Annotated in this window: 10 protein-coding genes; 3 read left to right on the top strand and 7 right to left on the bottom strand. The window is 41.8% G+C overall.

Translation table 11 applies throughout. The features are described from left to right. The first annotated feature begins 303 nt into the window (after window positions 1-303). The 3 genes from ACFE93_RS16995 to ACFE93_RS16985 all read left to right on the top strand — a co-directional run bounded on the left by ACFE93_RS16995 (window position 304) and on the right by ACFE93_RS16985 (window position 2,968). Window positions 304-1,173: an inositol monophosphatase family protein gene (locus ACFE93_RS16995; RefSeq protein ID WP_375474413.1), complete on the top strand. Its 870-nt coding sequence runs from the start codon at window positions 304-306 to the stop codon at window positions 1,171-1,173. Between the two features lie 23 nt (window positions 1,174-1,196). Next, window positions 1,197-1,775: a GNAT family N-acetyltransferase gene (locus tag ACFE93_RS16990; protein ID WP_375474411.1), complete on the top strand. Its 579-nt coding sequence runs from the start codon at window positions 1,197-1,199 to the stop codon at window positions 1,773-1,775. 215 nt (window positions 1,776-1,990) lie between these two features. Further along, a complete protein-coding gene (locus ACFE93_RS16985; RefSeq protein WP_375474409.1) occupies window positions 1,991-2,968 on the top strand; it encodes a 2-dehydropantoate 2-reductase in 978 nt (325 codons plus the stop codon). A gap of 233 nt (window positions 2,969-3,201) precedes the next feature. Here the strand turns inward: ACFE93_RS16985 and ACFE93_RS16980 are convergent, their stop codons facing one another. From ACFE93_RS16980 to ACFE93_RS16950, 7 genes are all read right to left on the bottom strand, one after another. After that, entirely contained in the window at window positions 3,202-4,947 is a 1,746-nt protein-coding gene (locus tag ACFE93_RS16980) for a hypothetical protein (RefSeq protein ID WP_375474407.1), read from the bottom strand. A 252-nt stretch (window positions 4,948-5,199) separates the two neighbouring features. Beyond that, window positions 5,200-6,852, bottom strand: a complete 1,653-nt coding sequence (locus ACFE93_RS16975) for a mechanosensitive ion channel family protein (protein ID WP_375474405.1) — start codon at window positions 6,850-6,852, stop codon at window positions 5,200-5,202. 72 nt (window positions 6,853-6,924) lie between these two features. Next, window positions 6,925-7,272: an STAS domain-containing protein gene (locus tag ACFE93_RS16970; RefSeq protein ID WP_375474403.1), complete on the bottom strand. Its 348-nt coding sequence runs from the start codon at window positions 7,270-7,272 to the stop codon at window positions 6,925-6,927. Between the two features lie 172 nt (window positions 7,273-7,444). Then, complete coding sequence (locus tag ACFE93_RS16965; protein ID WP_375474401.1) at window positions 7,445-7,801, bottom strand: STAS domain-containing protein; 357 nt, start codon at window positions 7,799-7,801, stop codon at window positions 7,445-7,447. Window positions 7,802-7,948: 147 nt separating this feature from the next. Beyond that, a complete protein-coding gene (locus ACFE93_RS16960; protein WP_375474399.1) occupies window positions 7,949-8,536 on the bottom strand; it encodes a DUF6272 family protein in 588 nt (195 codons plus the stop codon). Window positions 8,537-8,661: 125 nt separating this feature from the next. Beyond that, window positions 8,662-9,864, bottom strand: coding sequence for a PP2C family protein-serine/threonine phosphatase (locus ACFE93_RS16955; protein WP_375474397.1), 1,203 nt, complete (start codon window positions 9,862-9,864; stop codon window positions 8,662-8,664). Window positions 9,865-9,960: 96 nt separating this feature from the next. Next, on the bottom strand, window positions 9,961-11,607 hold the full coding sequence (locus tag ACFE93_RS16950) for an urea transporter (protein ID WP_375474395.1): 1,647 nt from the start codon (window positions 11,605-11,607) through the stop codon (window positions 9,961-9,963). Window positions 11,608-11,845 lie beyond the last annotated feature (238 nt).

Below are 11,845 nucleotides of genomic sequence, written 5' to 3'. Positions count from 1 at the left end.
ACGCATTAACAATCCAAGCCGACGCATTAACAATCCAAGTTAACGCATTGGCATTGTAGGATATTGCCTTTCATTAATTCGCTATGAATTAATGAAATGCTGTACTAAGTCTTGACGTTCGGTCTTAAACCCTTAAATTTATGAGAAAACGTGCGATTTCTCTATAGGCTCTTTGAGATATACAGATTAAAGTAATATAGCAACGGTGGTATTATTGCATCCAAATGATACCGTAATTTTGTCTAGATATAGAATTCTATCGCCCTGCCAACGGGAGATTATTTCTAAAAGGAGTTTGCTGTAATGTCCACAACCCCAACTACTCGATTAATTTTAGAGACTTTACTCCCCCATCTCAAAGTAGCAGCAGCCTATGCCCATTTTCTACAACCAAAAATTGCTGCACTTCCTGCCAAAGAACAAGCAAACAACTTTTTTAGTGCTGCACTTACTGATGCAGATGTGGCTATTCAAAATCTGGTAGAAGTAGTATTACTAGGCACTTTCTCAGATATTCGCTTTTATGGTGAAGAATATGAAAGTTCTAACAACACTAAATATTTTCGTGCTACCGACCTCGGATCGCAAGGTGATTACTTAGTCACACTTGACCCGATTGATGGCACGAAGTTTTACATGGATGGACATTCTAATTACCAAATTATTCTCAGTATTCTAAATTCGGATGACTTTGAAGCAGTAATTGCCATTTCTCCTGCCCAAAACATTTATTTTTATGCCCTCCGAGGTGAAGGTGCTTTTAAAGGGACACTGGAGATGAACTTAGCAGCCTGTGCCCCGTTACATATAACATCTTTTAAACCTGCTATTTTGTTGGGATGGGGAATGAATTCTATCGCACATTTATTAAAAGATCGATATCAAGTAATCGATATAGCAACTGATTACTCTAGTGATATTCAAATTCCCAATCTCAATGGTATTCTCAGTGGCGACTTGAGTGGAGCAGTCATCAAATCGGGCAAATTTCTTGATAGTGCTGCACTCGCTTTTATTGCAAAAGAGGCTGGCTGGATTGTAACTACTCTGGACGGTTCGACTTTACCAGCACTGCATACTTGTCAAAACTATAGTCTGCCTGGATTGATCGTTGCTGCTTCAAAATCTGTCCATCAAGACCTGCTGTCAGCGATGCAAAGCCTAGCTGTTTAAGGGTTAATCAATATCGGGTACTGTTGCATCTACAGGTTGATGTTGAAGATGAGTTAGTCCAAGGTATTCGGTCTAGATTGCCAATGAAAATGTACTCTCAACGACTCTGTTTAGAACCACTAGAACCATATCATGCCGAACTGCTTTTTGATGGATTACAGAGTGCGAGTATATACAAGTTTATTGAAGATGTGCCGCCAGAAAGCGTTCAATCACTTCGCGATCACTACATGGTTTTGGCACGTCGTCAATCACCAAATGGAACGGAGATTTGGTTAAACTGGGCTGTCTGGTCTCTTGTAGAGAAATGCTACGTTGGATATGTTCAAGCAACAATTACTATAGATAATAGTGCAATGCTTGGATATGTGTTTTTCCCTAATTTCTGGGGAAAAGGTTATGCGATCGAAGCCGTGAAGTGTATGATTAATTATTTAGTTGAGACATACCAAAATCTTGATTTTCGCGCTGATGTTGATGTAGAAAATCACCGTTCTATTGCCTTACTACATAATTTGGGATTTGTCAGATCGACATTTTTTCAAAATATTGAGTCTAACCAAGATGAATTCAACCACGAAGTACAGTACCGCCAACCCTAATAGATAATTAATTCAGATAATGCTACTTTCTACAAATCTCATCCTGCTTTTTGCTGAGGGTAAAAGCGACTAATACAGCACGGCGTAAATAAGCAGACCATTGAAAAGCTTTTTAGAGCTTATTCCATAAAACTTTTGACTTTTGATTTTTGATTTTTGACTTCTGCCTTGCGGTACTAGATACCGTCTTCCACGACTCATATTCTTTTGACAACATGAAAATCTGTATTGTTGGCGCGGGTGCAATTGGTGGATATTTAGGGGCAAAACTGGCACTAGCAGGTGAAGCAGTGACGCTGATTGCTCGTGGTTCTCATTTGGAGGCAATTCAAACAAATGGGCTGAAGTTACTTATGGCAGACGGTTCCAGCCAAATTGTTACTCCAATGGCAACGAGTGATATCCAGTCAGCAGGGACACAGGATGTAGTAATTTTAACTGTGAAGGCTCACAGTGTACCTGCGATCGCACCTTTTCTCCCAGCACTCTACGATGCTCACACAATGGTGGTGACAGCCCAAAATGGCGTCCCTTGGTGGTACTTTCGTCAGCATGGCGGTGAGTATGAAGGTACGCGGATTCAATCTGTCGATCCAGATGGGATTATTGAAGCTAGTATCGGTGCTGAACGTGCTATTGGTTGTGTGGTTTACCCGGCAACTGAGATAATTGAACCAGGTGTAATTAAACATATTGAAGGCGATCGCTTTACTCTCGGTGAAATCGACGGCACTAAAACAGAACGCATCCAATTATTGGCACAGACTTTAAAACAAGCAGGATTTAAAGCACCAATCCGCAATCAAATTCGCACGGAAATTTGGATCAAGTTGTGGGGAAATGTGGCATTTAATCCGATTAGTGCCCTGACTGGTGCAACTTTGGAGGATATTTGTCGCTATCCTCTCACCCGCGAACTAGCGCGGCAAATGATGAGTGAAACCCAAGCGATCGCAGAAAACTTGGGTATAAAGTTTGGCATTACTTTAGAACAACGAATTAATGGAGCAGAAAATGTTGGTGCCCATAAAACCTCGATGCTACAAGATATTGAAGCCGGACGTGCTACGGAGATAGATGCTATTGTTGGCGCGGTGGCAGAATTGGGAAAACTTACTCAAATTCCCACACCTTATATTGATGCTATTTATGCCAGCGTTAAGCTGCTGGAGGCGACCAAAGTCAGAATTTGACAGTCCCGAAGTTTTCATGGGATTAGGCAGATATATTACCTATAGAAATGGATATTAGAATTTTTCCCGTTCGTAATGATACACAGTTTTCCATTTAGGAATATTGTTTGGGAGCATTCGCCACACCCAATCTACACAAAAAATGTACATGATTACATTAACCAGTAAACCAAAAAGTTTTTCCTAAAAAGAGATCGCAAAACTTTTCGGTCTACTGAAATTCCCTATTTTTTTTAGTTGTTAATCAACTGACTTAGCTGACGATAGCAGGGAATAAAGTATTGTGCGATCGCATCGTCAACTTGCCAGAACTCTTCATAACTATCGCCACTGCAATAGCACCCCATAAATAGGAGTAACAAGGTTTGAAATGGAACATCAGCTAAAGTATGTAAGCTAACGTCTGTAAACAGAGTATTGATCACGTTTTGCAGGTGAACCAAATTAGCAATTACATCGGCATAGATGCTGGTATTGCCTGTGATTGTCGGCAAACAGGTCAGCCAATACTCCTCAAAGAAAATTTGGTAAAGTTGGGCGATCGCTTGCTTCAAACTGACTCGCGCCTCTAGTGACTGGATAGACTCTCCCAACCTGCCCCATTCTGCTAGCAACTCTTGTTCCAAGATTGATTCTTCAAAGCTCGATAGCTTGACATCTAACAATGGTTGCAGTACCCGCAAAAATAAAAAGTCTAAATCTGCAAATGCAAAATCTAGTTTCGTTGGGTTTTCTTTGAGTGAGGAGGAACATGGAAGTTGTTCGCTCAATTCCGGACGATCCCAGATGAATTTGAACTCTGCAACATCTGCAACCATTTCACCGATTAAATGGGTAAACATTAGCCCCAAGCGTTGCCGTACCTCTCCTTGAAAAAACAGCCTTGCTCGTTCTGGCTCAACGGATACTTGTTCACCCTGGCGTTGAAAAATTTCTCGGCAGGTCAACGGCCCATAGTCGGTATAGGCAGTCTCAGCCGGTCGTAGTGGATCGCTACAGCTTGCCAATATTTGATAGTCGCCCCGAAACTGAGTCAGCATGGACTGCCAGTTATGTCCCCAGATGTCATGCAGTAAATACTTTTCAGCATCTTTCGTAGGCAGAATACTCACTGAATGACTGAGGGTTTGGAGAATTTGCGGTTGGCTTAAATTAGTTGCTTGAGCCAAACGATAGCTCCAAGCAGCATCAATGCTTGCCGGATCGCTAAAGCTAAACGAGGGAAAGTGACGGAATTGTTCAAACTTAAAGTTACCAAGGGATTCTAAAAACTGTTGGATTCGTTCGCTCTCAATCTCTGATAGCTGTTCCCACAAAGCTGAATCACGCAGTTGATTGTCAGAATAATCAATACAAAAGTAAATCTGAGTCTCTGTGAACAGAACTGCGATCGCCTCAACTGGAATGGGAACATCTCCAAACAAATGTTGAAATAAAACTAGCGGTGCAGCAGGCGGCGCACTTTTTAAGTTAGGTAATAAACCGACATTCGTCAGGGCTGCCTGAACGATCTGCTTCTGCTGAACGACCTTATAATCGACCGTCTGCAACAGTGTCGTCATTTGTTCCTGAACTTCAGTTGCTAACTGAAACTGCTGGCACAATTGCGGAATGGCAAATGTGAATGACTCAGCTGGTGTTGCTTCAACTTTGTACTGGCTTAATGTGGTAGATGATACAGTTCCCTGCCAAACTGCACCCCCCACCTCGTAGTAGTGCTTGAGTAAGGCGATCGCTTCAGCAAACGCTTGACGAACATTGACGGGGATATTTTCTACTGGACAATCCTCACGACAAATTGGATGGGCAAATCCTTGTAATGTTGCTTGTAATTCATAAAGCCGTTGCTGCCATCGCTGTTGTGAATGAGCATCTCCACTGCCATTTGCTATATGACGAGCAACTTGCAAAGCTTCAGCCATCAGAGTACGCTGTGCAGCATCAAGCGTTGGTTTCGGTTGAAAGTTAGAGGTAATCATGGTGAAAGTGTGAATTAATGTCTAATATGAATTGAGAGTTAAATACCTGAAAATTTATTTGATAATCAAACCACTTCTCTAAAATCCGACTTTCTTAATTACGAATCAATACAGTTCAGTTAAGCATTTCTTTCTTCTCTTTGCGTCCTTGGCAGTTAGTTAAAAAAATTGACTTTAACAAAGAGTTTTAGCCTTAACCCAAGCGTATTGAATTACGAATTCCGTAGCTTGCTTCTCACATTCATGCAAGTATTACGAATTAGTATTCTCGCCTTGAAGAGTGATAGTTGCGTTTGATTCTATTACTTCGGTGGCGCTCTGCTTGAGGTATCGCACAACCTCTTCATAAATTTGGCTGCTGACGCGATCGCCCCGACGACCGTTTTCTAGCCTGATATCATCAACAAAGAAATTCAGGTTGAACTGAACGTAAGTTATCGCGTCACTATTTTCGATTCCTTTGATTAAAACTTGTGGCTCCTGCCACTTTTGTCGGGGTTCTTTAAATCGTTCTCGTAACCATCGGTTCAGTTCCATTACATAGTCATCTAATCGGGTTTCTTCACTTTGAGGATTAGAAATTTTTTGATATAAACGCTGTACTCTCCGCTTTAATAAATTGATTTTGCGTTCCCATTCTTCAGTTAGAATGCTGCTATCATTATCTAAAAGATGAAAATCCCGAATGTAAATCCGATACCAATTTCGGATCAGTTCAATCAAGCTATCTTTAGAACGATTCTCTTTAAGTGTAAAAACTGAACGATTGCCGTAGATTTCGGTGACAACTTCTAAACCGATCGCACTTAAAATTTCTCGATACTCTTGTTGTACATTTTCAATTTCCTCGTTGGTCATACCACCTTTTTCAGCAAACTGCAAGGTGACGACAAGTGCCTCAAGTGCAGGTGTAATTTCTTCTAATTTAAAGTTCACTTCCTGCTCGGCAAGCAGACGCAATTTGCCAATTTTCTGTTGGTTTTCTAATCCTTTTAACTGATAGTAGCAGTCAATTTGTGCTAATTTCAGATCAATATCACCTAGAGTATCGGGATGAGCCTGGATAACCTCTACCATCACATGCTTCGCCTCTTGGACATTCAACGCGATCGGCAGTTTCATGTCAGTAGAGTAATGGTAGTACGAGGTCGGACGGCTGAGATTTGTAATGTTTTGACTTTGCAGTGTGCTGTTGGGAATGTAAATATTACAATGCTTAGATGGTATATACAGTTGAGTCACTCGCACTCCAATTTTTTGCAGCATAGCAATAGAGCCATTCTCCAGCAGCAACACATCGCCAAACTGAAAGGGAGTATCAATCAGTAATACAACTCCACTAAAAAAGTTAGCTAAAATTCCTTGAGCTGCAAAGCCAATTACAAAAGTTGCCCCACCCAAAGCCACCCAAATTCCAGTTAGATCCACGCCAAAGGATTTCAGCACAAAAACAGTGGTTAGCGTGAAAACGATGACGGGAACAACTGCTTCCAGCAGGGGCAAAAGCACATCATCCCACATCGATTCAGTTTCCTGGGTATACCCCCGCAGGTAGTAAATGAAAACCTGAGTAAATAGTTGAACGAGCCAGTAACTAATCGAAACAATTAAACCAGCTGCCAATAAATTTTCAATACCGTCAATCAGCTTCACGGAGGGCAACTGATGGAAGGTAAGTTTAAGAACGCCTAGAATAAAAATCATCAGAACTGGATACGCAGACACGTTCAGCGTCACCAGGGCGATATCTCGTTCAAATTTACGAAAGATTGAACGCAGAATATAAAATAAAATGATGTAGAGGAGTATTGTACCGGCGATCGTCAGCACTACGCTACTTAGGAAGAAACTCCAGGTATTGGCTTGAAATGGTAAAAGTTCTTTGAGCATTATTTTTAAGTCCATTTACCAACGATGTTTGGCAAAGACAACATTGGCTTTGACTGTGTGGAGTGGTACAAGGATGGGGTGTAAACCCTACTGAATGTCTAGTTTGAGTCCGGGTAGCAGTTTCTCCAAGTTCTTCAAAGATTTCCCTTGCCAGGGCATATCATTTGACCCCAGCACGACTAACTGAACGCCTTTTTTCTTCTGCATACTCAGCACAAATTTGTAGAACATACTAATGCCGGAACTATTTACAAATTCCAGTTTTCTCAGATCCAAAGTCATCGTATTTGGCTTGGTCTCTATCACTTTATTTAAGAGATTGGCAATCGGAGCGTACTCTGTAGACCCACCCAAACAGAGTTCCCCTTGGAAGAGAACCGTTGAAGTGTCAGGTTCAACGTATACGGTGTAATCCTCGCCTTTAACGTCTTGCATTGCTACCATGTTGGGTTACTTTAAGCAACAATTTGAACATAATCATTAAGAACAAACTCGCTAATTGGCAATAGTGTTATTGCCTTGTTTTTAAGTCAATTTACCAACGATGTTTGGCAAAGACAGCATTGGCTTTGACTGTGTGTAGTGGTGCAAGGATAAAATGTAAACCTTACTGAATGTCTAGCTTGAGTCCGGGCAGCAGTTTCTCCAAGTTCTTCAAAGATTTCCCTTGCCAGGGCATATCATTTGACCCCAGGACAACTAACTGAACGCCTTTCTTCTTCCGCACACTTAGCACAAATTTGGACAACATACTAATGCCAGAACTATTTAGAAATCCCAGATTTCTCAGATCCAGAGTCATCGTATTTGGCTCGGTCTCTACCACTTTATTTAAGAGATCGGCAATCGGAGCGTACTCTGTAGGACCACCTAAACTGAGTTCCCCTTGGAAGTGAACAGTTGAAGTATCAGGTTCAACATGTACGGTGTAGTCCTCGCCTTTAACATCTTGCATTGCAATCATCTTGGATTATCTTTATCAACAATTTGAACATCATTAGGACTTACGCACACTCTACGAATTCTCAGCGCTCTTGGCGACTTGGCGGTTCGATAAATTAAGCCTTTTGGCGATTTTTGCGTAAGTCCTGATCATTATTAAGAACAAGCTTTAGACTGGCAAAAGCGCCATTGCCGTGACCGCGATCGTATTGGGCATTTCTTGAACCACATCAAACTTCCAGCCTAGCCGTGCAGAGTAATCATTGATCATGGTTAAAAATCCCAAACCTGATGCTTCACTATTTTCCTCTGCACTTTTTTCAACTTGCTGAACATAAAGTTCGTTGGGGTCAGAAACTAGTAGTTCTTGAATAAATGCCTGAAATTTATCAACACCTGCCGCACTAATGCTATTTGTGGCAAAAAGGACAGCCGTGGTCTGCTCCTCCTCTACAAAATGAATCCCAAATCTCACTTTAGAGTGAGTGGTTGCATCGTTGAATTTCATGGCATTTTCTAACAGTTCGTTTGCCACGAAAACCACAGCAGCTTGTGTCTCTTTAAGCTGTCGTGCATGAGTTGGATCGTCTTCATCAATTGGCAGAAAGTTGGAGAAATAGTCAGCAAGAAAGTGAGCCGATAGGCGGTTGTTACGCCAGCGCTGTTTAATTGGGCGAGAATCTGGGGTAAATGTGAGTTCGAGTGAGTCGTGTTCGGGAGGAAATTGTTCGATGAAATCGCCAAAAATCTGTGCCATCGTTTTTCCAGTTCTAGTTGTAATTGAGTTTCGTGTTGATAAGGGTTCCTAAATTTAGGTTATGTCTACGCTTTTTCCCTTACGGGTTCGCTAGTCGCTACAACGGGGGGAACCCCCGCAACGCGCTAGCTCACCAAATCAGGCTGTTCAGCTTCTCGCTTCAGCACAAGTAAGGTAATGTCATCAAATACTTTTTGCTTACCAATGTGTCGCCTGACATCGGTAATTACGGCATCTTTAATCACCTGTGCTGAGTTCTGCCAATTCTGGCTAATTGCTACACACAGTTGTTCCACACCATATTGTTTCTTGTCGATATCATAGGCTTCTGGAATACCATCAGTGTAAAGAACAACGCCTTCTCCAGGCTGTAACTTTACTGTTGCATGACTAATAAGACTGGCAATGTCATCATCGAGTCCAATCGGAAAGCCGAGATCCATTGTGTCGATACGTTCGATTTTTCCGTCACTCCTGACAATCAGGGTCTCTTCATGCTGTCCACTAATGCTTAAGTTGCCCTCTGAATAATTCAGTACAGCCAGCGTCAAATTCTTTTCCGAGTTCATCCGTTGCACATTTTTGTATATAGTGCGGTTGAGAGCATCGAGGAACTTCACCGGGTCATACTCACGTACCTCTTTGAGGGTTCGCACGGCAGTTTGAGTCATTACCATCAGAATTCCGCTTTCTAGTCCGTGTCCAGTCACGTCACCAATACCAAGGGTAGTGACTCCATCGGTGTGTAGTACATCGTAGTAGTCACCACCGACTTCATCGGCGGGTTCCATGTATCCAGCAATGTCGAGTCCTTCAATTTCTAATTCTTCCGGTTGGGGCAGAATCATCTGTTGCAACCGTTTAGTTACTTCTAGTTCAGCACCCATTCGGAGATTTTCGGCTGTGAGTTTTTCATTTAAAAGTTTGATTTCCTGATTTGCTCGTTCTAATTCAGCTGGGCTAGGAAGTGCTAAAGCTTGTGGAACTAAGGGAATAAGTTGTACAGCTGTAAATACAGATATTATTGCTGTTAGCGCTTTGATTAATCCTGATACCCAATAAGTTGGAAACCAAAGCGTCCAAATCTCCATGATGTGAGTAGTGCCACAAGCTACGATAAATCCACTAAACAGTAGAAAAATCCAATTAAAAGGCAAATCCTTACGCTTGTTAACGAAGTAGAAGAGTGTAATGGGAATAGAGTAATAAGATAAGGCAATTAGTGCGTCAGAGATGACGTGTAGCGAAACTAAACCGGGTTTCCAAAGATAGCAATGTCCATGAGGAATAAAATAAAATGTCAACAATTCAGAGCTAAGATGCCACATAGAAAAATTCTCTGTACTAATAAAATTAAACACATTGAGTTGTTCTCTTGAAAATGCTTAAGCTGCGTAGGCGTAGCCCGTCGTAGACATCGCTCTTTAAATCACTAGTATCGCTTCAATAAATTGATTCCAAGTCAATAGTTGCCCTCCTGTGCGATCGCGTAAAAATGTAATTTCATCTTTTGTCAGTGGCGATTCTCCCACGCTTGCCATTGCAATATTCATTTCATCAAGGCTGATGATATTGTCTTCATCAGCATCTATTGGTAAAAAATAAGTAAGAAAATCGTTGTATTCTGCCATCAACTGACGATGGCGCAGCATTAACTCACCGAATTCTTCAAAGTCGATTGTGTTGCTGCGATCGCTATCCATACTTGTGAATAACAGCGTGATTTCGTTATCCGACAACCCCTTTCCTGCCTGGTTTAAATGATTGGTTAATTCTTCAATACAGAGATGCCCACTCTGGTCTTGGTCGATGGCATCGAAGATATAGCGCAAGTCTCCTTTAAAGGTAGAAGACGCTTGTTTAAACAGCAGTTGGCGCGGCTTGCTTTGGATCGCGGCTGCAAGGTGACGACGAAAGTTAGAAATAATCCGCTTTGCCACTAAAAACCGTTGCCGATGTTCTTCGGGACTGGCAACTGTATGCAGTGCTACTGGTACGAGCGAGGGTAGCGATCGCCGTAAAATCAGAAAACAGCCAATGGTTACAATCGCAAAGGGCAGCGCCAGTACGGGCAATTTTAGCGGAGCAAACAAAGCTGCCAAGCCCCAACTAACTAGCGATGCGAGAAAGGCACAACCCAGAGCAATAGAAATACTGAATAGATTTGGTGTGTAGAATACTCCACCAATGGCGATCGCTGTCAGCACAGCATTGTAACCCCATAGCCCAGTATACAAATCGTCAGGAGTCACTTGCAGCAGCAAACCTGCAAGTAAGTACACTATGCATCCTAACAAGCCAACAATGGCACTAATCGGGGTACAAATGGCAATCCCCAGAATAACCAAAATTCCTACAACCCAGCTATTAGAAAAAAACACCTGCCCAACACTGAGCGGTAGCGATTGAGCCAGTTGCAAACCGTTAAATTGATTAGAAGAAACAGGCGGTAACGACCCAAAATCGAAGAAAGTTTGGGGTAGAAACAGCACGAGAATTACAAAACTTAGCACTGCAATATGATATGGAATACCGAGCGGAGCTACTCGGAACTGACTAGCAAACCAGACTCCCACAGTTTCCATTAATACTGTGGAAATAGAGGCGAATACAACCACTGCGATCGCCCAATTTAGATTCCATGTGCCATTGCCAAATAGCCCCAACGATGCGATCGTCGCCCCAGTGAGTAATCCATTCAGGCCAAAAATGCCATTTTGAATGTCATCCCGATTAATCTGGAAAATTTTCGCCAAGTGTTTCTGTAAGATAATTGCCGTTAATGTTGCGATCGCAGTTCCCAACAAGCTCATTGTCCCCAACCAAGGAGCTTGAATGAACATGGCAATTAAAAATAGTAAACCGCTTACAGGATTATTCACAAAAATCACCTGACCAATTCCCCGAAGAGTGGCATTAATAAAATCCAATAAAGGTTGATCCATTAAGCGTTCATTGAGGGACTGCATCGTACCTAATGGCAATAAGCTCTTTGATTGCTGTAATTTTGATTCCTCTGAGGATAAAACATGAGAGATTAACTCATGCAGAGGAGAGGGATCGTTATCCATTTTGTCTAGATTGCCAACAAAAAATAGGCTGTTTAGTTCTAAGATTTTTTTCTAAAGCAAATGTATCTCAAGTCTGATAATTCTTTCATAGCAAAAGGTTGAGTGTTTCATTTTCAGATATTTCATCAGTATCATTCTTCAGTAAGCACTTCCGAAATTACGTGTGTTTCGCTTGGGTTTTCTTCGTACTCAAGTTTCGTAGCTTTTTTAATTACAAAACTAGTATCAATGACGATAA

It is taken from the genome of uncultured Nostoc sp. (assembly GCF_964247315.1).
Classification (GTDB): Bacteria; Cyanobacteriota; Cyanobacteriia; order Cyanobacteriales; family Nostocaceae; genus Nostoc.
The sequence above is the reverse complement of the archived record's forward strand: the minus strand, read 5'-3'. Positions and strand labels throughout refer to the sequence as shown.

Excerpts from the sequence above, each read along its gene's own strand:
- ACFE93_RS16995 (WP_375474413.1), top strand. The coding sequence starts at position 304 with ATGTCCACAACCCCAACTACTCGATTAATTTTAGAGACTTTACTCCCC.
- ACFE93_RS16985 (WP_375474409.1), top strand. The coding sequence starts at position 1,991 with ATGAAAATCTGTATTGTTGGCGCGGGTGCAATTGGTGGATATTTAGGG.
- ACFE93_RS16980 (WP_375474407.1), bottom strand. The coding sequence starts at position 4,947 with ATGATTACCTCTAACTTTCAACCGAAACCAACGCTTGATGCTGCACAG.
- ACFE93_RS16975 (WP_375474405.1), bottom strand. The coding sequence starts at position 6,852 with ATGGACTTAAAAATAATGCTCAAAGAACTTTTACCATTTCAAGCCAAT.
- ACFE93_RS16970 (WP_375474403.1), bottom strand. The coding sequence starts at position 7,272 with ATGCAAGACGTTAAAGGCGAGGATTACACCGTATACGTTGAACCTGAC.
- ACFE93_RS16965 (WP_375474401.1), bottom strand. The coding sequence starts at position 7,801 with ATGATTGCAATGCAAGATGTTAAAGGCGAGGACTACACCGTACATGTT.
- ACFE93_RS16960 (WP_375474399.1), bottom strand. The coding sequence starts at position 8,536 with ATGGCACAGATTTTTGGCGATTTCATCGAACAATTTCCTCCCGAACAC.
- ACFE93_RS16955 (WP_375474397.1), bottom strand. The coding sequence starts at position 9,864 with ATGTGGCATCTTAGCTCTGAATTGTTGACATTTTATTTTATTCCTCAT.
- ACFE93_RS16950 (WP_375474395.1), bottom strand. The coding sequence starts at position 11,607 with ATGGATAACGATCCCTCTCCTCTGCATGAGTTAATCTCTCATGTTTTA.